Here is a 24,126-nt window from a genome sequence, read left to right as displayed (position 1 = left end):
GCAAGCCGCACACCGCGACGCTAGGCGTCTGCGTCGCGTTCGACATACCGGCTTGCGGCCGACAGCAACCACGATTCAAACGCCTGCAGCCACGGCGAATTCTGCTTGTGCTCGGGATAGACGAGGTAGTAGCCCTTATCGCTGCGCAGTGGCAAATCGCATGGACAGACCAGTTCGCCCGTCGCCAACTCTTGCGATGCGAGAAATCGTGGGACAAGCGCGATGCCCAGGCCCGCTCGTGCAGCCTCGACGAGCATCGAAAACAGCTCGTAGCGCTGCCCTTTCATACAGTCGGCTTCATGGACGCCCGCCTGCGCAAGCCATTGGCGCCATGCATCGGGGCGTGCCGATTGATGCAGCAAAGTGAAATTCGACAAGTCGTGCGGCGCCAGGGTGGCACGTCCGTTCATCAGCCGGGGGCTGCAGACGGCCGTCATCTCCTCGCCGAACAGGTACTTGGCGATCGACCCTGGCCAGACGGGATCGCCGAAGTGAATCGCCGCGTCGAACGGCGTGTCGGTGAATAGGAACGGTTCGGCACGCGTCGTCAGGTTGACGACGATGTCCTCATGCTGCTCATAGAACTGCGCGAGCCGCGGAATGAGCCAACGCGTAGCGAAGGTGGGAATGACGGCCAGTTCGAGCAGGCCGCCCGCATTCCGATGCGCCATCGCCGCCAACGTATCGCGCTCCATGCGCTCGAGGTTCTCCCTTACCTGCTTGGCATAAAGTTGGCCGACCTCGGTCAGGCTGAGCCGCTTCTTGACCCGGTTGAAGAGCGCGACGCCCAGATACTCCTCGAGCAGCGCGACCTGCCGGCCGACCGCGCTTTGGGTCAGGGCAAGTTCATCGGCGCTGCGGGTGAAGCTCAAGTGACGCGCCGCCGCTTCGAATGCGATCAGTGCCTCGATGCTCGGAATCTTTCGTCTCACAGATCCTTCCTCAAACGCACAACGTCGCGAGTTTATATCGTTTGTCAGTGGCGGACCACATCGCAACAATGGCTCCTGAAATGCGGCATCCATCCATTAGTACTCCTCATTAAATCGTGGCTTTCGAAACGAAAGGAGCATCATGTCCGACGACGCGCTTCCGATGAAGTTCAAGCCTTACACCCGGCAAACGATCACCCAGGCCCCGCAATGGCAACGGCTTCCCACCGAGCTGCGCGAAGCAGTGCAGGTCATCTCGCGGGTATTGCCATTCCGCACGAATCAGTACGTCATGGACGAGCTGATCGACTGGAACGATGTGCCGAACGATCCGATCTATCGATTGACGTTTCCGCATCAGGACATGCTGTCGCCGCCCGAGTATGCGCATCTGCGAGACCTCGTACTCGTGAAGAAGGACGAGGCCGCGATCGAAGCGGCGGTGCGTACGATCCGCATGCGCATGAATCCGCATCCTGCCGGCCAGATGACGCACAACGTACCGTTCATGAACGGCCAGCCTGTTAGCGGCTTGCAGCACAAATACAAAGAGACCGTGCTGTTCTTCCCCAGCTCCGGCCAAACCTGCCACGCGTATTGCACGTTCTGCTTCCGCTGGCCTCAATTCGTCGGCATGGACGAACTCAAGTTCGACGCGCGCGAGTCGGACGAGCTAGTCGCCTATCTGAAGCAGCACCCCGAAGTGACCGACGTGTTGATTACGGGCGGCGACCCGCTGATTATGAACACGCGCTCGCTCGCCGGCTATATCGAACCGCTGCTCGCGCCCGAGCTTTCGCACATCAAAAACATCCGCATCGGAACGAAGTCGGTCGCTTATTGGCCGCAACGCTTCGTGACCGATAAAGACTCGGACGATCTGTTGCGCCTGTTCGAAAAGGTCGTTGCGGCCGGTAAGAACCTCGCGCTCATGGGGCACTACAATCATCCGGCAGAACTGCGGCCGGCCATCGCTCAGCGTGCCGTCAAGCGGATCGTCTCGTCCGGCGCGACCCTGCGTATGCAGGCGCCGCTGATTCGACACATCAACGAGGACCCGAAAGGATGGGCTGAACTGTGGACGACGGGGGTTCGGCTCGGCGCAATCCCTTACTACATGTTCGTCGAACGCGATACGGGGCCGAGTCACTACTTTCAACTGCCGCTCGCGAAAGCCTATGAAATCTTTCAGGCGGCGTACCAAACCGTCTCGGGGTTGGCACGCACCGTCCGTGGCCCTTCGATGAGCGCGTTCCCCGGGAAGGTCGTGATCGACGGCATCGTCGATATCGCCGGCGAGAAAGTGTTCGCGCTGCAGTTCCTGCAAGCACGCAATCCCGACTGGGTGCGCCGGCCGTTCTATGCGAAGTTCGATCCGAACGCCACGTGGCTGCACGATCTGAAGCCCGCCTTCGGCGCAAAGAAGTTCTTCTTCGAAGAGGACAGCGTCGCACATATCGCCGTCGTCGGTCACTCCGAGCGAACCCATGCCGATGCAGCGCCCCGGCCGGCCCTCGCGCTCGCCGCCAACGGGTGACGCCCGTAACCAGGGACCATGGACGGACGGCCGCACTTTCGGCGATCGCATACCGCGCGCTCGGGCGGCCGCTTCTCAACTTCCCTGCAAGACACGCAACGGAATATCGGTGCGAGGCAACGTCGGCGCGAAGCTGTGCCGCGTTGTCTTATAGGGAAACAAACGCCGGTCCTGCAAAATCCGTCGACGAATGCTCGCCACGCAAAACGGCGCTCCCGTTCGCCAATGCGTGACTGAGATGCGCGGATCCAGATAGTCAAGCACGATGCAAGGCACATAGCACAGCCCGAGCACAGCTGCCGCGTGCAACCGATGATTGCCGTCCATGACGATGCCGGTTCCATGATCGATGGGAATCGGTGTCGTCCACGTACCCATTTCGCCGATGATGGTCGCCAAGCCATGAACATGATCCGCATCGACCATTTCCGATTGGCACAGGAACGAAATCGGTTCGAGTGAGACGCTATAGCAGCAATCGCCACTCATTGCGCCTCCGCCGGAGCATCGGCTTCACGCGCTATACGAACGCTGTCATCGATGGCTGAAGCCCTGCCATCGGTGGTCATGCCGCGAGCACGTCGGAGCATCGCAATCACACCAGCGGCCACCGTATAGGACACCGCGACGAAGGCATACGTGTAGGGCAAGCCCGCGCCTTCCCCCAGCCAGCCGCCGAGCGCAATACCCGCCACCGAAGCAAGCTGCGTCGTACTTTGCGCGATGCCCAGCACGTACCCCTGGCGCATACCGCTCGATGCCTTCGAGATCAGCGACATCAGTACCGGTGTCGTTGCACCGAGCAATACGCCCCATATGAAATGAATCGCCACGAACACGCCCACATTGCGCGTGAGCGCGGCAAGCACCGCCAGGACAGCACAGCCGAGCGCAATCCAGGTCATGCGCACGAGCGATGCGACGAGCGCGCGCTGCTCGAAGTAGCGCGCCCAAAGCGACGCCGATACCGCGAACCCCAGCGACAGCATGCCGTAGCAAAGCCCCACCACCCAATTGCCGACGCTGAAAGTCGAGCTGACATAAAGCGAAAACGGTGTCTGCGTGATCATTCGGCTGACCAGCAGAATCCCGACGATACCTAGCAGGCCCGGAAGCGGAGACGATCGCCAAATCGATGCGCCGATGGTCGAGCCTGGACGCACCGGTTCGCACGACGCAATGCCTGCCGTCTTGCGCACGTGGACGTTGGGAAGAATCGCCATGACCGCGATGGCGCACCCCAGGCAAAGGCATGCCGCAATGAAATTGATCCAGAAAAACGTCGCGTGATCGAGAATGAGGCCGCCGCAGACCGCGCCCAGCAAAGAGCCTAGATTGGTCGATACCTGCAGGTATGCAAACAGCCGCGCACGGCGTGACGGCGCCACGATGCCGACGCCGTAAGTCTGTGCCGGTGCGATATATCCCGCGCATGCGCCTTGCATGCAACGCAACGCCAGCACGGTCCAGACGTCGGTTGCCCACGCCAGCGCGAGCTGAGTCAGCGACAACCCGATCAACGCCCGTACCATCATCAACTTATGTCCCGTGCGATCGCCGACGCGCCCCCAGAACGCGCTCGTCAGCATGATGCCCAGCATCGGGCCCACGTACACGGCAATTCCGGCAAAAGCGAATTCGAATGCGGACGTACTGAGCGCTTTCAGATGGAGCGGCCAGAACGGGCCGCTCATCTCCATCGCCCCCATCGAAACGAGTTGGATCGCAAACAGTACGTGAATCAAACGTGTCGCACGCTCGGGAACGACGATGGCGTTTGGCATCGGTCAGCCCTCGGCGCCATGTCGTTGCAACGGGTTCGGCAGGTGATGCGCAAGCCGATAGTCGGCGTACTGGAGCAAATGCATGCGCAGCACCGAGCGGGTCGGCCACGGCCGTTCGAGAAAAGCCGCGCGCTCCGCACGCCAGAGTTCATCCGAAACACGCGCAGCGAAAGCGTCGAATGATTGCGCCGTCGCTTCGCGCAAAACAGTCCATAAGCGATTCGATGGCAGGCGATAGGCATGCGTGAGCAGCAGCGCCACTTCGTGCAGATGGCAGACGAAGCAGGCGTCGAGCACGAACGAACGTACCGGTTCGATATCGCCGTCAAACACCGTCGGCAAAATCCCTGGATGGACGTACGGTTCGAGCGTATGCCCGCGCTGCGCAAGCAGCGGCCTGTATGTCCGCCCATCGCCGAAATCGCGAATCAGCAGGCTTTTCGGCATTCCATCGGGCGCGAACAGTACTGACGTGTTCTGTTGATGAGCTTCGAGCGCAATCCCGTAGAGCAGATAAATACCGATGACGGGATGGGTCACGACCCGCGCGTATTCGCGAAACCATGCCTCGACTACTTCGTTTGTCGCGCTTGCGCCACTGCGCCGCTCTATCAACTCGGTGATGAGCGGACGCCCATCGGCGGGAGAGTTCGTCAGTAACGCCGCCACCGTAACCGGCAGCAGGTCATCGCGACGCTCGAACGCCCTCTTGCTTGCGCGAAATGCAACGGACAGGTAGCGCCCGGGCCGGTCTTCCTGATGCACCGCGTGCCTGTAGTGATAGGCGAGCTCTTCGGGAAAGATTTCAAGCGTCCCGTCGAAGCCACGCTCATCGGCCAAAATACGCTCGATGACGGTGCTGATGCGCGGCCCCATGTGAATCGACTTCGCTTGCAGGCTGCGCTGCTCGCTCGTCAGCCACAACGCCACCGGCAGCTTGATGAACGGCGCAGGCCCCGGCAATCGTGGCATCATCGTGCGGAACGACATGGACGGCCACGTCTCGACGTCGGGCCCGTCCAGGATCAATATGCCCTCCTCGATTTGTGCGGCGTACTCTTTGCCGACGAAATGTTCGAGATGCCACGCGTGAATCGGCAACGGCAGCCAAGCCGAATCGTCGAGCCCTCGTTCATTCAATGCATCTCGCCAACGCACCCATAGCTGCGGAAAGTTCGCGGCGAACCAGGCGTGAACGCTTTCGACATGCGGCATACGCTCGACATACGCCATGTCGCTGCGTAACGCCGCGATGCGCACGGATACCGTTGCATTGAATTCCGGCGAAAGCGCGGCGACTTGTTCTGCGTCGAGGTCCGGCTTGCTCTTCCAGGTCGGATAGAACGGGTGTCCTTCGAGCGAACCCCATTGGTCGAGCAACACCGCCGCATCGCGCACCGTCATATGGCGGCGAAGATAACCGGCGAAGCCGCCGATATCGGCAAGCTCGATACGCGTGCGAAGTGCAGCGTTCCATGCGTCGCGATAGATGCGGGCAAGCGCGTCGTTCTCGATGCTGTTCGCCATGTCGCCTTTCAGGCCGGCTACACCCTCTTCGCTTGGAACGAAGTCGAACGACGAACGTAGCACATCGATCAATTGCTGCGGGCTGCCAATCGTCAAACGCTTACCGTTCGACTCGATCAGCGTCAGCGCGCCGCGATTGATGAACGTGTTGGCAGGCGCGACCTCCAGTTCGCTAAAGAATAACAATGCGTGGCGGCTCCATAGCGGCAACCACGCGCCCCGGCTATCGGGCGCGAAAACGAGGGTGCGCGGATCGACGATCCCTTCGGCGAACAGGCAGCGAATCAAACGACGCAATGCATTGCGGTGGGCCGATTCGCACGCGCTCTGCCGGCGCTCCACGTAAAAGGCGTTATCGGGCTGCAACAGCGAAAGGGTGTTTTTCATAGTGTTGTTCTTGTCTCAAGCCGGCCATGTAGCGGGAAAGTAATCGAGTGCCGAACCGCGCAGCCCGTTCATGTACGACACGTTCCAATGAAAGACTTCTTCGATATGTGGCAATCTCGCGCCGAGGCGACGTCCCATCTCCACCAGCAAAGCGAGACCGTAGGCCACGTCTTCATGAAATGCACGGTGCGCTTTATCGATGACATAGCCCTCGCCCTGGGAGACGCGGATCAACGGAGCTTCAATGGCATCGTAGGCACGGTTCGTCCGCAATACCGACAGCATCGTGCCGGGATCGTCAATCTGCGTGTCATAGGCCTCGATGATTTCCTGCTTCAGCGGCTTGATCGACGATAGATTCGCGCCAAGCCGCGCTTGAACCAGCTTGCATAGCAGCTGATTCTCCTCATCGCAGCGCTCGATGAAGTACGCACCGAGTTCGGGGCAGTCGGTCCACCAGCGGATGCGCGAAGCAAACGTCTTGTCGTGCCACTGCGCGTAGGGGCCGATCAATCCATAGACCACGCTGCTATGCATGATCGGATTGCCGGGAGTCAGCGTGATCGCCAGATAGTGGTCGAGCAGTTCCACAGGCGCTTCATAGAGCCGCTGCAGATGCGCGAGCAACGCACCGCGCGAAGCTTCGCTTTCGCGTAGGTGAGTCGCGACATACAACGCCGCCTTTGCGCCGCCCATTCTGATCGACACGCCCGGCTGTAAATCGAAGGCGATATGCGACACATCTTTCATGCCCCAGATGACGACGTTGGGATGCGCCGCCAGCGCACGCTCGGCAAGCCAATCGAAACCGCAAAAGCCCGGGATCGCGCCGACGTAGACTGGCTTGTACGCAGGTAGATGCCCGGCGATCGTCCGTAGCAGCAGCGGCCTGACATGCGCCGGGACAGTGACGATAACGATGTCGGCATCGGCGAGCACGGCATGCGGCTCGCTCGTGACGGCGTCCAGGCGCGCCGAACGCGTCGCGCCATCGGGCATCATCGCTGTGATCCCGCGTTCGCTTTGGCGATATCCGTCGATGACATCGCGGCTGTTGGTCAGCAGCGATACCCGTACGCCGTCCAGCTGTTTGAATAGAACGGCTGTCAGATGGCCGGTCCGGCCGCCGCCGCAAATGACCACGTTCAGTTGAGCCATGGTCTTGGCCTCGTGCGCCGTCATGCCGCTTCTACCGCATGCAGCCGCGGCACCGCGCACGACTCGTCGGTCAAACGCTCCTGACCGAACCAGCTATCGAGCTGATGCCATACCTGCACGTCGAGCAGATTGCGCTCTTTGAGCCAGCTTTCGCTGAAGACCGTATGCAGGTACTTCTCGCCGCCGTCGGCGATGGCCACGACGACATTGCCGCCGATGAGGCCGCCGTGAATGAATTCAAGCGCTTTATAGATGACGCCGCCCGTCGATCCGCCGACGAGCATGCCCCTGCGCCTCGCCATATACCGCGCGGTTTCAAAAGCTTGCGAATCGGAAACCTGCACGCCCATATCGATGCAGCTGTAGTCGAGCACCAAACCGACCGTATCGCCCGCGGGCGTGCCCGTGCCAGACTGATAGTACGGATGCCCCGGCTGCCCGAAGACGATCGAGCCATCGGGCTCGACGGCAATCGTTTTCGTGTGCGGGTTGTGTACTTTGAGCCCACGGGCGATGCCCGTCATCGATCCGCCCGTTCCGACACAACCGACATAGGCGTCGACGCCGCCCACTTCGCTCACGACTTCCCTCACGAACTCGGAATACCCGCCGGCGTTGGCGGCGTTGTCCGATTGATTCATGAACACCGCGCCGGGAATCGTGCGGGCCAACTGGGCGGCCAAGCGCTGCCGCTCGACCACGGCCACTTCATCCTCGCGGTACTGTCCTTCGACATAGCGGATCTCGGCGCCGAGCGCGCGCATGACGGCGATCTTGTCGGGCGCCGCGTGATGATCGACGACTGCAATGAAGCGCAATCCGAACTCCACCGCGGCGATCGCGAGGCCGATACCCGTATTGCCCGATGACGACTCCACCACGACGCCGCCCTCGGCGAGTCGCCCCGACTTGAGCGCGGCGACGATCATATTGCGAGCCATGCGGTCCTTGATGCTGCCGCCCGGATTGTTCTTTTCGATTTTGAGCAGCAACTGCGACTGCCTGGCAGGGATGGGAATGCTGAGAATGGGCGTATTGCCGATGAGGTCGGTCACTTTAGTCAAAATCATTCCACTTCTCCATTCGATCGTCAGGTGAAATGTCCATCCCGCCTGTGGCGTCGTAAGTCACTGAAATTCGACGTGGAAGCGGATGGCGGTGAAATGCGTTTTCGAGTAGATCCATCTGGTAGCCGGCGGTATTGGCGTAGACGAGCAGATCGCCGGGCTTCGGTCTGCTCACAAAATGCAGCAGGCGATTCGTTACGACGTCTTCGTCGAGACAGCTGTGTCCGGCGATCCAGCCGCGCGTGGGCGCACTTGTCGATGCGTCGGCGCCTACGCCTTCCACCTCGCATGCCGGGATATGAATCGGGTCGACGAGGAACTCGGAGCCAAACCATGTTTCGCATGCGCTGAAGCTGCTGCCTTCGACGAAGACCACGACCTCTTCGGCCGACAACGATTTGACGCGCGCGATGCGGAAGACGGAAACGGCCGATTGATCGGCGAGGCTGCGCCCCGGCTCGATCGCGAGCGTCAGCGCATTGGCATTCAGATAGGTCGCAATGGACCGGCCGTCGACACAGGGCGACGCAAGGAAGCGATCCAACCATTCGTCAGCCCCGATCGCCCCCCCGTAGGGATAAAACGAGGCCGGTACTTTGCCGTTGCGATAGTGGCCGCCATGCTGTCGTTCGAGAAACGCTTCATAGGCCTCATGCTGCACATACCGAGCGGGCAACCCACCGCCGATATCGATCATCTTTGGGTCGAGGCCGCCCGTTCGGGCCGAGTCGATGAATCGGATGAGCTCGCGCACTGCCTGCGCGCGCGATTCATAGTCATATCCCCCGAGATGAAAGTGGAAACCCTCAAACGAGAACGCCCCGCGCGCATGCGCCAATCGATCGAGGCAATGACGCAACGCATCTTCGCTCATGCCGAAACGGCTGGCGCGCTGCGAGCGAGGCCGGTAACGCAGGAGCACACGCACCGGCCGGCTCGGCGCGATCTCGCGCGCGACAGCTTCGAGATCGGCCAACTCCTCGACGGAATCGACCGATATCAACGCGGCGTTCGCGATTAGCGCCATATGAAACACACGTGTCTTCGCGGGCCCCGTCGCGCACAGCCTCGTCGGATCGATCGCTGCGCGTAACGCGTCGCGCATTTCGTAGAGACTGGATACGTCGACGCCGACGCCCGCGTCGACCGCAGCGCGCACGAGCGCCGGCGATTTATTGACTTTGGCGCCGTAGAAGATCCCGCACTGCACGTCATGCCGACGTAGCACTGCGCGAAACTTGTCGGCGTTACGGCCCAAAGCCTGCGGCAACACGATATTGAGCGGCGAGCCGTAAGCCAAGGTCATATCGAACAGAGCCTGCGGCGAAGAGATCAGTCGCCCGGCTTCATCTTCCAGGATCGGTTGCAGCGCCGCTCGATTCGATACCTGAAAACCAGGGCCTTTCGCCGCGAGGCGCAATGCGCCGCAGTCCATTTGCGTCATCGCTCCGCCCCGTCAAAAATCTATCGTCGCGGATGCGAACAGCGTGCGTGGCGCACCTGGCGATATCGTTCCGTACGAGGCCACGCCCGACCAATACTTACGATCGAACGCGTTGAGCACGCCCGCGCGGAAGGTGGTCGACTTGCCGTAGACGAGCGCCGTATACCGCGCGCCGAGATCGAACGTAGTCCATGACGGCACCGACTGCGTATTCGCCTGATTGACGTACTCCTGTCCCGTAAAGTTGACGGCCCCCGTCAGCGTCAGCCCGCGCACCCACGGCACATCCCACTCGGCACCGGCATTGGCCATCCACTTCGGCACGCCGACGGGCCGGTTGCCCTGCGTCGTTGCGCTGGGGGTCTCGATCAATGCGGCATCGAGCAAGGTGACCCCGCCCAGGACCCTGACGCCCTTGAGCGGCTCGCCGGCCACGGTCAATTCAAGCCCTTGATTGCGCTGCTTGCTGTCGACCGTGTAGACCGTGCCATCCAGTTGCCCGCTGGGCTTGTTGATCCTGAAGGCCGCCAGCGTCGCCATGACATGGTTGAGGTCGATCTTCACGCCGACCTCCTGCTGTTTCGTCTTGTACGGCGCAAAGACCTGCCCCGCGTTCGACGCGCTGGCCGGTGCGATATCCCCTTTGCTGAGCCCTTCGACGTAGTTCGCGTACAGCGAGACGTGCTCGACCGGCTTGAAGACCACACCGACCAACGGTGTGACCGCACCTTTGTCGTACGACGATATCTTCGCGCCCGTAGACGTGCTGAAGTTGTCCGACTCGATTTGTTGTTGCCGCACGCCGGCCGTGAGCTGCACGCGCTCGTCAAGCACGCTTAACGTATCGGCAAGGGCAACACCGGTAAGTTGCGATGAAGACACCTTCGGCACGCGCGATGGCGATGCAATGCCCTGCGCGGGACTGGCTATGGGCGAATAGAGGTTCGACAGGACGGCCGCACCGGCATTGCTGGCCTGCGCGAGGCGGTCTTCGTAGAGGCTCGCCTGCATGGCGAGCTGATGCCTGATCGGCCCCGTATCGAAGCGCGCCCGGATGCCCGTATCGGCACTCCAGCGATTGACCTGGAATTTCCAGTTCTGCGGCGTCGCGCTCGTATCGCCCGCTGCATTGATAATGGTCGGCGTTTGATCCGAAAGCCGCGCGACATCGGTCTTTGCTCCACCCGCATCGGCGAACACCGTTACGTTGCGGCTCAGATCGTATTCGGCATGCAGCAGCCCCGACTGGTCGTATGACTTCCACCAGCCCCATGATTGCGTGACGTTGCGACGGCCGTCGGCGGCAGACGGCGTTTGAAGGCCCGGGGCGAGGAGAAACGGACGCGTCGGCGCATCGACCCATTGGTATTGCCCGATCAGATCGAGCGTGGCGCGCAACTTCTCGCCGCGATAGTCGAGCGATACCGCCCCCACCTCCGCTCGTGACGATTGATGATCGAGCGGCGTGCCGCCCTGGCGGTGCAGCCCGTTCAAGCGTATGCCGAATTGTCGATCGCTGCCGAACCGTCGGCTGATATCGACGTGTCCGCCCACCTGCGAATCGGAGGCGTAGTCGGTCGTCAAGCGCGTCAAATCTTTCCATAGCGGACGCTTGGGCACGATGTTGACGACGCCGCCCACGCCGCTGTTCGGGGACATGCCATACAGCAGCGCGGCCGGCCCTTTCAACACCTCTACGCGTTCGACATATTCGGGAAACACGTGATAGTTGGGCACGACGCCGTATATGCCGTCGAACGCGAACTCGCTCAGATTCCCTTCGTTGATCGGGAAGCCGCGAATATAGAAGGAATCCGTCACCCCGCCCGTCTGGCCGGTGAAGCGAATCGAGGGGTCCTCGTTCAATACGTCCGCCACGGTGACCGCTTGCTGGTCCTGCATGCGCTGCGAGGTGTAGTGGCTGACGCTGAACGGCGTGTCCATCGTGCTCTTGTTGCCGAGCAATCCTACGCGACCGCCCTTGGCGACCTGGCCGCCCGCATAGGCTCGCGGGAGTTCGAAGGGAGCGGACCCGGCTTTGATGACGACGGCGGGCAACTCCTGCGGCGCTTGCGCCGCGCGCTGGACAGCATCGGAGCCGGAGTGAGAGCCCGCGTAGTCCTGGGCCCATGCAAAGCTGCTGACGCCGGTTGTAAGCACGCTCGCGAATGCAAGCCGCGCCGCGACCGGCAGCGGTTCGATGCAACGCAGGGGAAGAGCGGCGGTAGTGCGCAAAACTGCGGCAAAGCGAGGAAGCCGGAATGACATGACTGTTAAACCACTGTTTTTGTTAGGGAAACGATTGATCAGACAACAGCCTTTCGATTTGTTAACGTTAATGCAAATGAGAATGAGTTGCAATACCGAAGATCAATTTTCTAGGTGGGCCTCTACTCGGCGCGGTGGAAGCGAACCGACAGCGCACGCAGCCCGGCCCCGAAGGGCATGCATCGGTCGGCGTCATCCTCCTCGCCGAAATACCCGGTGACAGACGCCCTGTGTCGAGCGCACTATTTTTTTCGCCGCGTGTCCGTCGAGCCCTCGCTCGAGCGTCATTGTCATGACGGCCCGATGCGAATCGGTGCGCCGTCACCCACACATGGAGGCTCACATGCAATATCTGTTGTTGATCTATTCAGCGGAACGCGACTGGAACCAACTGACCGACAGCGAGCGCGAACACGGCGTCGCGGCCTATCAGGCGTATACGGAAGCGTTGACGAAAGCAGATGTGCTCGTCGGCAGCAACCGGCTTCGGCCCACGAGCACCGCCACTACCGTGCGGCTCGTCGACGGTAAGCCGCAGGTCCTCGACGGACCGTATTCGGACTCGAAGGAACAACTGGCCGGCTACTACCTGATCGATGCACCCGATCTCGACGCGGCCATCGCCTGGGCAGCGCGTTGTCCGGGCGCGAGCCACGGTGTCATGGAAGTGCGCCCTGTGTGGAAGCCGCCCTACTACGCCGCGGCCGACGCATGAGTCTGGCGGGCCAGGACAGCGCCGCACGTTCGATTGCGGAAGCTGTCGCGCGCGGCAGCTACGGCAGGCTCGTCGCCCTGCTGGCGATGCGCACGCGCGACGTGGCGGCGGCCGAAGACGCGCTTGCCGAGGCATTCGCCGCCGCGCTCGTCGCCTGGCCCGAGCACGGTTGTCCGGCCAATCCCGAGGGCTGGCTGATGACGGTAGCGCGTCGCCGCGCCATCGATGCGGCCCGTCATCGCAGCATCGGCGACGCACTGTTCAACGAGCTCGCCCTGCTCGCCGACGAAATCGGCGATAGCGACGATAGCCGCGCCGGCGGTTTGCCCGATCGCCGCCTCGCGCTGCTGTTCGCATGCACGCACCCCGCACTCGACGCAGCCATTCGCACGCCGCTGATGCTGCAGGTTGTGCTGGGGCTCGAGACGACGACGATTGCATCGGCATTCCTGGTATCGCCGGCCGCGATGAGCAAACGTCTCGCACGGGCCAAGAACAAAATGCGCGACGCCGGGGTGCCATTCGTCGTGCCCGAGCGCGACGAGTTGCCGGGCCGACTGGCGGCAGTGCTCGAAGCGATCTACGCCGTCTATTCGGAAGGATGGAGCGACCCGGTCGGCGGCGAGATCGTTCGACAGGATCTGACCGGGGAAGCGTTGTTTCTCGCGCACCTGCTCGTCGAGTTGCAGCCCGACGAACCCGAAGCTTTGGGCCTGCTTTCGCTGATGTTGTATGCGCATGCAAGGCGCGAGGCGCGACGCGATGCCGACGGCAACTATGTACCGCTGTCGGCGCAAAACCCCGCAACATGGAACGCACCGATGCTCGATGCGGCCGGCGCCCTGCTCCGGCGAGCCAGCGCATACAAAACGATCGGGCGCTTCCAGCTCGAAGCCGCCTTGCAGTCGGCGCATGTGCATCGTTGCCGAACGCGGCAACCGAATTGGGAGGAAGTCGTGCAACTTTACGACGCGCTGTTGGCGATTGCTCAATCGCCGGTCGTCGCCGTGAACCGGGCGCTCGCGTTGGCCGAGCGCGACGGGCCTCGAGCCGCGCTCGAAGCGCTCGCACCTCATGCGGACGATCGGCGCCTCGCCGGCTATCAGCCGTACCACGCCGCACGCGCCGATCTGTTCGCCAGAGCCGGCGCGGTACCGGAGGCGTTGGCCTCGTACGATCTGGCGATCGGACTTGCAAGCGATCCCGCCGTGCGTCGATTCCTGCAGCATAGACGCGCCGCGTTGCGATCTGCCGGGTAGCAACGTTTCAGCCCTCGACGTTTCGACGAAGAAACGTTTATTCGAGTAAACCGTTCAAGCTCATTCCATCCACTCGGCCGAGCCACGCCACCCATGAGGTTTGCGCCCATGGCATGCGTTCTGCTTTTTTCCCGTCATAGGCGATCGATTCGTCGGACAGCCTCACGACACCCCCACCCGTGAGGAGGCAAAGTGAAATATCTGTTGATTGTCGTGCTGAGCGGCCCTGTGCTGCTGGCCTATCATTTGAAGCCTGAAGAAATGCAGGAGGCGGCGCTGCAAGCGCTGCATTTCCTGTTGCTGCATCTCACGCGTTGATCGGCACACGCGTGCTGTGAAAGCCACCGATGTTTGCCCGGATCGCCGAGGCGCCGTCATTCTCAGTATGATCTCGTGCATACGCGATTGACGCGCGTATCTTGATTGACGATTCCGAACGACGCCAGGAGACAGCATGCCGAGCCGCACCCCGACAGCCATGTGGGCCCAGCAATTTCAAAGGTCGTCGGGATCGAAGAAGAGCCTGCAGGATCAAATCCGCCAGATGCTCGTGGCCGCCATCCTCGATGGGCAGCTTGTCCCCGAGGCGGCACTGCCGTCGAGCCGCGAGCTGGCCGATCAACTGGGCGTCGCGCGCAACACCGTCGTACTCGCGTATCAAATGCTTGTCGAAGAAGGCTATTTGATCTCGCGCGAACGCAGCGGACACTTCGTCAACCCCGACATGCTGCACGGCTTGCCGCGTTTCGCCGTGGCCCCCGCCGGCCCATGCGCCGCGAGCGACGACGATGCGATCGGTCGGCCCAACTGGCGGCAGCGCATCGTTCATCCGCCATCGAACCAACGCAATATCGTCAAGCCCGCGAATTGGCAGCATTACGAATATCCCTTCATCTACGGGCAATTCGATCAATCGCTGTTTCCGACCAACGATTGGCGCGAGTGCTGCATGAAGGCGCTGTCGATCATGGAGATTCGAAACTGGGCGCCCGATCTGATCGAGCGCGACGATGAATCGCTGATCCAGCAGATTCGCACGCGCGTGCTGCCACGGCGCGGCGTATTCGCAGCGCCCGACGAAATCATCATTACCAACGGCTGTCAGCAGGCGTTGTATTTGATTGCCGATCTGCTCACCGGCGAAGACACGACGGTCGGCTTCGAAAATCCGGGCTATCCCGACGCACGCAACATCTTTGAAAATCGCAACGCCCGCCTCGTGCCGCTCAGCGTCGACCAGCACGGCATTGCGCCGGAAGCGCTCGACGATTCACTTGCGCGTTGCGATTACGTTTATGTCACGCCGAGCCATCAGTGCCCGACGACAGCCACCATGCCGATCGAGCGGCGTCGAACGCTATTGGCGATGGCGCAGGAGCATGACTTCGTCATCGTCGAAGACGACTACGAGAGCGAGAACACGTTCTCCGGCACGCCTCACCCCGCGCTCAAGAGCCTCGACACGGCCGATCGCGTGATTTATGTCGGCAGCCTTTCGAAGACCTTTGCGCCGGGGCTGCGGCTCGGCTATGTTGTCGGTCCGCGGGAATTGATACGCGAATTGCGCGCGCTGCGGCGCTTGATGGTGAGGCATCCGGTCGGTTACGTCCAACGCGCATTTGCGACCTTCCTCGCATTGGGACATCACGATGCGTTGTTGCGCCGGCTCGCGCATGCGTATCGGGAACGATCGCAAGCGCTGATGGCGGCACTCGACGCGCATCTGCCGCAGCTGCGCTATGTGCCGATCACAGGCGGCGCATCGTCGTGGGTGGAGGGGCCCGAATGGCTCGATGCCGAGCGTCTGGCCGCCGACGCACAGGCTGTCGGCGTGCTCATCGAGCCAGGCAGCGTCTTCTTCATGACCGACGATACGTACGCACGACGCTACTTCCGCATGGGCTTTTCCGCCATTGCACTCGAGCGCATCGAGCCCGGCGTCAGCGCGCTCGCACAATGCGTGCGAACTCAGCAACCCACTGTTTGAATGCAAGAGGGCAGTCGAAACGCTACGCCGACGCCCGTCAAACCAGCGTTACGATGCGCGCTGATAGTAGATGTTCTGCGGGTGTTGCGCATCGGCGAAGAAGAACCAACGCTCGGCCACGAGCCCCGCATACTGGATGACGAACGCAGCGCCCAAGGCGACGGCCGCCGCAACCGATTGCGGCGCAAGCGCCCCTGCCCCCGTCAACACGAACGGCACGGCAAACGCAGCCGCTATGAAGACGATTTTGATCACGCGTAACGTATCGGCGGTTTGGCCATGAAAGAACTCACGCGTGTTGAATGCGCTCGCCGTAAAGCCGCGCGACTTCTGCTCGACCTTGCTGTTGCGGATGCCAGTGGCGCTTTGCACGGTCGATTTCGGCCTGAGACGCGCGTTGCGCACGAGCGATGCAAGGCGTGCGGCGCATGCAGCCAAAGTCAGCAAGCACGCGCTCAACGCGAGCGTGCCGACCAGCATCGGCGCGCACCAGGCCGCGCATGCCGTGGCCAGCGTGCAGCCCGAAGCGCAGCCGAGCAGCGTGAAATTCACGAGCGTAAACGGGCTGGCCCATTCCTGCAGGAACCGCAAGCACGCGTAGATCATCGCGGTGCAGACGAACAGCGCGAGGCTCGCGGCCGCGCCGGCCAAACCGATTGCGAGCGTGCCGTTCCAACCGAGCCAATGGGCGAGCCCATACGCCGACGCGAACACCAGAAACACAGGCAACGCGATGCATTCGCGCGACAGCCACGACGTACGCCACATCGCGACCGCGCGCCACGCGCGCTCGGGATGCCCGAGGTGGAAGAACGATGCGAACAGACCGAGCGTCCCGAGCACCACCGCGATCGCGGCGCCGACCACGTAGAGCACCGAAGGCACGGTCGTGCCCGTGATGCGCGTGCTGGCTTCGATCGCCACGAGCGTGAGCATGAGCCCCTGCGCAGCGCCGCAAAGCGTGGTGAGAAAGATGACCGAGAAAGCGGGCCGCATAAGGTACTCCGTCGATGCTGTTGACTAATCGTTGATGAAGTTGACGACTGACGTCCTGACGGCTGACGGCTGATGGCTTATGACGCGCGGCCGACATCGCAACCGATGCCGCTGTACGCCGCTGCGCACATCAACGGTGTGCAGCCAACGCTGCGAGATCGATCTCGCCTCGTTCGAACTGCGCTTCCAGCGAAGCATCGCGCGCTCCACCGGCACTGCCGCATCCGCCGCCTCCGCACCCACACGCCGCTTCCGTCGTCACGCGCGGCAAATAGTGGTTCGCCGGTTTCGTGTCCCACTCCGGCATCAATTGATAACCGCCGCGTTCGCGAATCGCCTGCGACACCTCCGACTGCGGATCGTGAATGTCGCCGAAGAGTCGCGCCGACGTGGGGCACGCCAAGACGCAGGCCGGCTTGCGGTCGCGCTCGGGCAAGGCTTCATTGTTGATGCGGTCGGCGCAGAGCGTGCATTTGGTCATCTCCTTGCGCCCTTCGTCGAGTTCCCGCGCACCGTAAGGGCACGCCCACGCGCAGTACTTGCACCCGATGCATTTGTCGTAATCGACGAGCACGATGCCATCCGATTTGCGCTTGAAACTCGCACCGGTCGGACATACGGGGACGCAAGGCGGGTCTTCGCAATGCAGACACGACTTCGGGAAATGAATCGTGTCCGTCATCGGGAACACGCCCGCTTCATAGGTCTGCACGCGATTGAAAAACGTGCCCGACGGATCGTCGTCATAGGGGCGAATGTCAGTGAGACTGCCCGCCTCGCCCGACGTGTTCCACTCCTTGCAACTGGTCACGCACGCGTGGCAGCCCACACAGACATTCAGGTCGATGACGAGGGCCATCTGAGTCATGGTCATTCCCCTTGTTGGAGCGTCGAGTCCGGCGGCAATGCAGCAGCGGTCGAGGCTGTGGTCGTTGCCGTACCGGCGCGCAGCAATCGCGCCGCGAATTCACCCGTGCCCGCGAAATACGCCTGCACGCGCTGAAGAACATTCGTCGAACCGGGCAGTGGCCGCATCGGCTCGAATTGCGGCAGCGTCGTTGCCGCATCGGCTTCGGCCCGATAGATCCGCACGCGCACGTCGTACCAGCCAGCCTGCCCTGTAATCGGATCGGAGTTGGACATCCGCTCGCCCGCGCGCATATCGCTCGGCAATTCGTCGGTGATCACGTGGTTCAGCAGGAAACCTCTCTGCGACTCACCGGCATTCGCGGCCAGATTCCACGCGCCGGCCGCCTTGCCGATGGCGTTCCAGGTCCACACCGTGCCCGGTTCGACGGCCTCGCTGTAGCGCGCGCGGCAGCGCACCTTGCCCCACGGCGATTCGACATAGATCCAGCCGCCGTCTTCGATACCATCCTTGGCGGCCGTCACCGGATTGACGAACAGATAGTTCTCGCCGTGAATCTGCCGCAGCCACGCATTCTGAGAATCCCACGAGTGATACATCGCCATCGGCCGCTGCGTGATGGCCGCGAGCGGATAACGGTCGAGATCGGTCGCCCCGTTTTCGAGCGGCGGATACCAGAACGGCAGCGGATCGAAGTAGCGTGCAATGCGCTCGCGCAGATGCTCGGGCGGTTGCCGCCCTTTCGTCTTGCCTTGCGCCGCGAGCCGGAACGTCTGCATTGCCTCGGAATAGAGCTGAATGACGATCGGCACGCCGAATTTGCGCATGCCGTTATCGACGGCCCACTGCATGTAGGGCCCGTTGCAGTTGCGCATATATTGCAGCGATTCGGGCAACCGATGGTGATAGAAGCAGTTGTTGTTCGCATACTGCTCCCACTGCTTCGGATTCGGCTCGCCGATGACGGCCTTCGTCCCGTCCTTGCCGCGCCAGCCGATCAAAAAGCCCGTGCCCGAATCGGGCGACGTTTGAAAGTTGACGACGAAATCGGGATAGTCGCGGAACTTGCGCTTGCCGTCCGCCGTCGTGAACGCGGGAAACTTCAGGCGGCTCGCCAGTTCGATCAGCACCTCCTGAAACGGCTTGCATTCTCCGGTCGGCGGCACGACGGGCACCCGCACGGAATCCACGGGGCCGTCGAACTCCGAGATCGGGCGATCGAGCACCGACATCACATCGTGACGCTCGAGATACGTGGTGTCGGGCAAGATCAAATCGGCGAAGGCCGTCATCTCCGATTCGAACGCGTCGCAGACGACGAGGAACGGAATCTTGTATTCGCCGTCCTCGCGTTTATCGACGAGCATCTTGCGCGCCTGCCCCGGGTTCATCGACGAATTCCACGCCATGTTCGCCATGAAGATCAGCAGCGTGTCGATCGGATAGGGATCGCCACGCCATGCGTTCGTGATGACCGAATGCATCAGGCCATGCACGGCGAGCGGATACTCCCAGGAGAAGGCTTTGTCGATGCGCGCGGGCGAGCCGTCCTCATGGATGAACAGGTCGGCCGGCGCAGCAGGCCATCCCAGGGGGCCGGTGGCAAGCGGCGTGTTGGGCTTGATCGAGGCCGGATCGCTCGGCGGCTTCGCCGACGGCGGTGCCGCGCGCGGGTATGGCGCTTTGTGGCGAAAGCCCCCGGGCCGATCGATCGTGCCGAGTAGCGACATCAAAACGGCCATCGCGCGTATCGTCTGAAAGCCGTTCGAATGCGCGGCCAGCCCGCGCATCGCATGAAATGCGATCGGCGCGCCTTCGACCGTGTCGTGCGTCATGCCCCAGGAGTCGGTCCATTGCACGGGCAACACGATGCGCTGCTCGCGGGCGACTGCCGCCATCTCGCGGGCGATGCGCGAGATCGTCTCCGCGGCGATGCCCGTAATCGATGCGGCCCATTGTGGCGTGCAGTGCGCCACTTGCTCGCGCAGAAGCGTGAACGAGGGCGCGACGGGCGTGCCGTCATCGAGCGTGTAGCGCCCGTCGAGCGCGGGCTGCGCACCGTCCGTGTGATGCAGCACCGCCCGGTTCGAGCGCGTGTCCCACCAGAGATGATTTTGCGGATACAGCGCGTTGACTTCGGGTGCAGCCCCATCGCGCACGAACAGCCCGAATGTATCGCGGTCCTCGCGTAGGTCGATGAGTTCAGCCGCATTCGTGAATCGCTCGACGAAGGCCTGGTCGTACGCATTTTGCTCGATCAGTTCGCGAATCAACGCCATGAACAACGCGCCGTCAGTGCCGGGGCGAATGGCGATCCACTCGTCGGCGATGGCGGCATAGCCGGTGCGCACGGGATTGATGGCGATGAAGCGCCCGCCTGCCCGCTTGAACTTCGACAAGGCAATCTTGAGCGGATTCGAGTGATGATCCTCGGCCGTTCCGATCATGAAGAACAACTTCGCATGATCGAGATCGGGGCCCCCGAACTCCCAAAACGAGCCGCCGATCGTATAAATCATGCCGGCCGCCATATTGGCTGAGCAAAAGCCCCCATGCGCCGCATAGTTGGGTGTGCCGAACTGCTTTGCGAACAGACCCGTCAAAGCCTGCATCTGATCGCGGCCCGTGAACAGCGCGAACTGCTTCGGATCGGTCGCCCGCAGATGCGAAAGCCGTTTTTCGAGCAAATCGAACGCGACCTCCCACGATACGGGTTCGAATTGACCCTCGCCCCGCTCGGTGCCCGCTTTGCGCAACAGCGGCCGCGTGAGTCGCGCAGGCGAATACTGCTTCATGATTCCCGACGAACCTTTCGCGCAAATCACACCTTGGTTCAGCGGATGCTCGGGGTTGCCGTCGATGTAACGTACTTCGCCATCGCGCATATGCACACGAATGCCGCAGCGGCACGCACACATGTAGCAGGTGGTCGTCTTGATCTCGAGCTTCTCGTTCTGCGTGCGGGCGTGATGTTCCATCGTGCTTCCTCGTTCGCGGCTGGCGGCGCCCCGACCTCGACACGCAAGCGCCGCCCGTTGAAGCTTCTATGGTATGAGGCGGCGCCGTTCGCTAAAAATCGTATTCGATGATCGAAACTATCGGCGGCAGTGATAGTTCAACGCGGCGGATAAGAGGCCAGCTCATGTTCGTCGACGAGCCGCGTCCGGCGACGGCCAATGAACAGCGCATAGGCAATCAGCAGCAGTCCCAGGCTCGCCACGCCAAGCCACAGCGGTTTACGCTGATCCGGGATGAATGCCATTGCAACCAGAATCCCGATCATGCCGGCAATCGAAAGCCACGTCAGATACGGGAAGCCCCACATCTTCACGCGCAGATTGTTGGCCGCCGCGCGGTCCATACGGCTGCGCAGCCGCAGCTGCGAGAAAGCAATCAGCACGTAGACGAAGAGCGCCACGGTGCCGTACGAATTGACGAGAAAGGCGAACACCGTATCGGGCGATATGTACGACATGACCACCGATACATACCCGAATAGCGTGCCGAGCAGAATGGCGCGCACGGGCACGCCGCGTTTGCTGACCTTGGCGAGCGCGGCTGGCGCGTCACCGTTGCGCGTCAACGCGAACAGCATGCGCGATGCTGCATAAAGGCCCGAGTTGAGCGCAGACAATACGGCCGTCAACACGATCGCATTCATGATGTGCGCGGCTGCGGGCAACCCCATTGCTTGCAGTGCGCTGACATACGGCGTCGCCATCCGCGCCGAATTCCACGGCACGAGCGCAACGACGAGCGCAACCGATCCTACGTAAAAGACCAGTACGCGCGTGATGACCGAGTTGGTCGCCTTCGCCACGGCGCGTGCGGGCTCGTGCGCTTCGGCGGCCGCGATCGTCACGATCTCCGCCCCGAAGTAAAAGCCGGTCGCGGCCACCGCGCCGCTCAATACAGGACCGATGCCGAGCGGCATGAAGCCGCCATGCCCCAGCAACGTCGGCAGCACGGCGCTCGTGTGCATTGCAGCAGGCCAGAGGCCCAGCACATAGAGGCCGCCGAGGAACAGAAAAACGATAATGGCGCCGACTTTGATCGACGAGAACCAGAACTCGAATTCTCCGTAGCTCGCGACCGATATCAGATTGGTGGCCGTGAGCACGACGAGCAGCACGAGGCTGATGAGCCACGCCGGCGTATCCGGTAGCCAAAACTGCACGAGCTTGGCCCCGGCGACCGCTTCGAGCGCGACGACGATGACCCAGAAGTACCAATACATCCAGCCCGTCACAAACCCTGCGAGCCGGCCGGGCCCGCGCCCATTCGAAAACGCAAGGCGTGCGTACTCGTAAAACGAGCCCACCGCGGGCATCGCGCAAGCCATTTCGCCGAGCATTCGCATCACGAGCACCACCAGCGCGCCCGTAATCAGGAACGACAAGATCGCAGCGGGGCCGGTCTGCTGAATCACGACGCCGCTGCCGACGAAAAGCCCTGCGCCGATCACGCCGCCGAGCGCGATCATCGTCATATGGCGTTGCTTAAGCCCACACTTCAGGTTACTTCGGTCCATCGAGGGTTGCATGTCTTCTCCATATCGTATTGATTTGAACATGGTCCATGCGAAGGCGGGCGCCAAATCGCCACGGCAGCGCGATCGATGACAGGCGCGCAGGCACGCGCCTACGCACCCTGCGCACACCGCCGCATGGATTGGTCTACGAGCTTATTGGTGTTGTGATTCGTGTCGGCACGCCCGGCCTCTTTCATGCGCCGGACGTGCGTAAGAGAATGGGCGCTCAACCGCCCACCGGGTTCAGGGTCGTTCGTCGTTCCTGAAGTATTGGGCATACAGCACGCGTTGCCCGATCCGGCGAAATGGCGCAAACAGATGCCCAGGCAGCGGGCTGGTAAAAATCGGCAGCGTCAGATGCGCGCCTTTGCCGGCGATGCGTTCGGCCAGCCGGCGTCCCGCTTGCTGCGAGTACGACACGCCGTTGCCGCCGTATCCGAGCGCGTAATACACCGACTGCTTCGGATCGGGCTGACAGATGCGCGGCATCATGTCGTGGCTCACGTCCACCCAGCCCCACCACGAGTAATCGATATCGACCCCGCGCAGCGCCGGAAACTTGCGCGCCATTCCTTCCTTGAGCAAATCCAGATGACGCGGATTGGGCGCGTCCTGACCCGTGATCGCACTGCGGCTGCCGATCTGCAGGCGACGGTCGGGCAGAAATCGATAGTAAAAGCGCAGCGTACGCGTATCGGTCAGTACCTGCGTCGTGCGGAAGTTGCATGCGGCGATTTCCGCGTCCGTCAGCACACGTGTGACCATCGAATTCGACAGGATCGGCATCACCTTGCTGCGCAGCGACGGGTGCAAGGTCTGCGCCGTATAGGCGCCGGTCGCGATGCCCACCGCGCGGGCGCGAACGATGCCGCCCGGCGTGTGCAGATGATGCACGCCGCCGATCGTCTCCCACCCGGTCACGGGGCTGCTCGTATGGACCTTGGCACCCGCCGCGCGTGCAAGCCGCAGGTAGCCGAACGCGAGCTTGAGCGCATGAATGCCGATGCCTTCGGGCTCGTGCAGCGCGCCGGCCGCCTCGTGATCGTCGAGGAACTCGCGTCGAAACGTCTGGGCGCTGATCAGCTCGGAGGGATAGCCGAATACGTCCTTCCATACTTTCGCTTCGGCCGCGAGCTTCGCCATGATCCGAGGCCGGTGCGCGATGAGGAAGTGGCCGCCGGGTTGCGGATCGCAATCGATCTCGCCGAGGAACGACTTGAAGTGGTTGAACCCTTCGAGGATTTCCTCGTGCATCTTCAACGCGACATCCTTGCCCCAGCGCTCGATCCACTGCGAGCGCGACAGGCGTCCCGACGCGTTCTGCGCCTGCCCGCCGTTGCGGCTGCTGCAGCCCCAGCTCGTTTTGTTCGCTTCGAGCACGACCGCTTTGATGCCGTGTTCGCGTGCGAGGCACAGCGCCGTGGCAAGCCCCGTGTAGCCGCCGCCGATGATCGCAACGTCGACGTCGATATCCTTCGTAATCGGGCCGTCGTCCGCAGGTGCGGGGCCGGCTGTCGCTACCCAGTACGTCGGCGCATAGTCCTTGCCTTGACCGGGGCCCGGGGAGACGAGCGGATCGTAAGTCGGATCGTAGCGTCGATCCGTCGTCGTCTGCCCGGCGAAGCCGCCCGCCGTCCGTTCGACTGAGCTGTATTCCATGCTAAGG

18 protein-coding genes are annotated in these 24,126 nt (G+C 62.2%); 5 read left to right on the top strand and 13 right to left on the bottom strand.

The features are described from left to right. Positions 1–20 precede the first annotated feature (20 nt). A complete protein-coding gene (locus C0Z19_RS14950) occupies positions 21–932 on the bottom strand; it encodes a LysR family transcriptional regulator (RefSeq protein ID WP_102610605.1) in 912 nt (303 codons plus the stop codon). Positions 933–1,074: 142 nt separating this feature from the next. Here C0Z19_RS14950 and C0Z19_RS14945 point away from each other — a divergent pair, with 142 nt between their 5' ends. Next, positions 1,075–2,469, top strand: coding sequence for a KamA family radical SAM protein (locus tag C0Z19_RS14945; RefSeq protein ID WP_102610604.1), 1,395 nt, complete (start codon positions 1,075–1,077; stop codon positions 2,467–2,469). 75 nt (positions 2,470–2,544) lie between these two features. Here the strand turns inward: C0Z19_RS14945 and C0Z19_RS14940 are convergent, their stop codons facing one another. Genes C0Z19_RS14940 through C0Z19_RS14910 form a run of 7 tightly spaced genes read right to left on the bottom strand, consistent with a single transcriptional unit; the run spans position 2,545 to position 12,104 of the window. Further along, the gene (locus tag C0Z19_RS14940; RefSeq protein ID WP_102610603.1) at positions 2,545–2,958 is read right to left on the bottom strand and encodes a ParB N-terminal domain-containing protein; all 414 of its coding nucleotides are present in this window, start codon (positions 2,956–2,958) and stop codon (positions 2,545–2,547) included. Beyond that, positions 2,955–4,253, bottom strand: coding sequence for an MFS transporter (locus C0Z19_RS14935; RefSeq protein ID WP_102610602.1), 1,299 nt, complete (start codon positions 4,251–4,253; stop codon positions 2,955–2,957). The genes C0Z19_RS14940 and C0Z19_RS14935 overlap by 4 nt, the downstream gene beginning before the upstream one ends. A gap of 3 nt (positions 4,254–4,256) precedes the next feature. Then, positions 4,257–6,167 (bottom strand): IucA/IucC family protein, encoded by a 1,911-nt coding sequence (locus tag C0Z19_RS14930; protein WP_102610601.1) that lies wholly within the window; start codon positions 6,165–6,167, stop codon positions 4,257–4,259. A gap of 15 nt (positions 6,168–6,182) precedes the next feature. Beyond that, the gene (locus C0Z19_RS14925; RefSeq protein WP_102610642.1) at positions 6,183–7,325 is read right to left on the bottom strand and encodes an NAD/NADP octopine/nopaline dehydrogenase family protein; all 1,143 of its coding nucleotides are present in this window, start codon (positions 7,323–7,325) and stop codon (positions 6,183–6,185) included. 20 nt (positions 7,326–7,345) lie between these two features. Beyond that, on the bottom strand, positions 7,346–8,395 hold the full coding sequence (locus C0Z19_RS14920) for a PLP-dependent cysteine synthase family protein (protein WP_102610600.1): 1,050 nt from the start codon (positions 8,393–8,395) through the stop codon (positions 7,346–7,348). Next, positions 8,382–9,836, bottom strand: coding sequence for a Y4yA family PLP-dependent enzyme (locus C0Z19_RS14915; protein ID WP_102610599.1), 1,455 nt, complete (start codon positions 9,834–9,836; stop codon positions 8,382–8,384). The genes C0Z19_RS14920 and C0Z19_RS14915 overlap by 14 nt, the downstream gene beginning before the upstream one ends. A 12-nt stretch (positions 9,837–9,848) precedes the next feature. Next, positions 9,849–12,104 carry a TonB-dependent receptor gene (locus tag C0Z19_RS14910; protein WP_102610598.1) on the bottom strand — a complete coding sequence of 752 codons (2,256 nt, stop codon included), beginning with the start codon at positions 12,102–12,104 and terminating at the stop codon, positions 9,849–9,851. A gap of 343 nt (positions 12,105–12,447) precedes the next feature. On the opposite strand from C0Z19_RS14910, the gene C0Z19_RS14905 reads away from it, so the two are divergent. The 4 genes from C0Z19_RS14905 (at position 12,448) to pdxR (ending at position 16,065) form a co-directional block, all read left to right on the top strand. Next, positions 12,448–12,819 (top strand): YciI family protein, encoded by a 372-nt coding sequence (locus tag C0Z19_RS14905; protein WP_102610641.1) that lies wholly within the window; start codon positions 12,448–12,450, stop codon positions 12,817–12,819. After that, the gene (locus tag C0Z19_RS14900) at positions 12,816–14,078 is read left to right on the top strand and encodes an RNA polymerase sigma factor (protein WP_102610597.1); all 1,263 of its coding nucleotides are present in this window, start codon (positions 12,816–12,818) and stop codon (positions 14,076–14,078) included. The genes C0Z19_RS14905 and C0Z19_RS14900 overlap by 4 nt, the downstream gene beginning before the upstream one ends. 192 nt (positions 14,079–14,270) lie before the next feature. Continuing rightward, positions 14,271–14,396: a hypothetical protein gene (locus tag C0Z19_RS28930; protein ID WP_269844854.1), complete on the top strand. Its 126-nt coding sequence runs from the start codon at positions 14,271–14,273 to the stop codon at positions 14,394–14,396. Positions 14,397–14,532: 136 nt separating this feature from the next. Beyond that, positions 14,533–16,065, top strand: a complete 1,533-nt coding sequence (gene pdxR / locus C0Z19_RS14895; RefSeq protein ID WP_102610596.1) for a MocR-like pyridoxine biosynthesis transcription factor PdxR — start codon at positions 14,533–14,535, stop codon at positions 16,063–16,065. A gap of 48 nt (positions 16,066–16,113) precedes the next feature. Here the strand turns inward: pdxR and C0Z19_RS14890 are convergent, their stop codons facing one another. The 5 genes from C0Z19_RS14890 to C0Z19_RS14870 all read right to left on the bottom strand — a co-directional run bounded on the left by C0Z19_RS14890 (position 16,114) and on the right by C0Z19_RS14870 (position 24,119). Then, the gene (locus tag C0Z19_RS14890; protein ID WP_102610595.1) at positions 16,114–17,061 is read right to left on the bottom strand and encodes a dimethyl sulfoxide reductase anchor subunit family protein; all 948 of its coding nucleotides are present in this window, start codon (positions 17,059–17,061) and stop codon (positions 16,114–16,116) included. A 130-nt stretch (positions 17,062–17,191) separates the two neighbouring features. Continuing rightward, positions 17,192–17,929 carry a 4Fe-4S dicluster domain-containing protein gene (locus C0Z19_RS14885; protein WP_102610594.1) on the bottom strand — a complete coding sequence of 246 codons (738 nt, stop codon included), beginning with the start codon at positions 17,927–17,929 and terminating at the stop codon, positions 17,192–17,194. A 2-nt stretch (positions 17,930–17,931) separates the two neighbouring features. After that, a complete protein-coding gene (locus tag C0Z19_RS14880; RefSeq protein ID WP_233196148.1) occupies positions 17,932–20,907 on the bottom strand; it encodes a molybdopterin oxidoreductase family protein in 2,976 nt (991 codons plus the stop codon). 137 nt (positions 20,908–21,044) lie between these two features. Continuing rightward, positions 21,045–22,472, bottom strand: a complete 1,428-nt coding sequence (locus C0Z19_RS14875) for an amino acid permease (RefSeq protein WP_102610593.1) — start codon at positions 22,470–22,472, stop codon at positions 21,045–21,047. 231 nt (positions 22,473–22,703) lie between these two features. Then, positions 22,704–24,119 (bottom strand): NAD(P)/FAD-dependent oxidoreductase, encoded by a 1,416-nt coding sequence (locus C0Z19_RS14870; protein WP_102610592.1) that lies wholly within the window; start codon positions 24,117–24,119, stop codon positions 22,704–22,706. Positions 24,120–24,126 lie beyond the last annotated feature (7 nt).

The sequence above is a fragment of the Trinickia soli genome (genome assembly GCF_002879855.1).
Taxonomy (GTDB): domain Bacteria; phylum Pseudomonadota; class Gammaproteobacteria; order Burkholderiales; family Burkholderiaceae; genus Trinickia; species Trinickia soli.
This window is presented reverse-complemented; position numbering and strand designations above follow the sequence as displayed.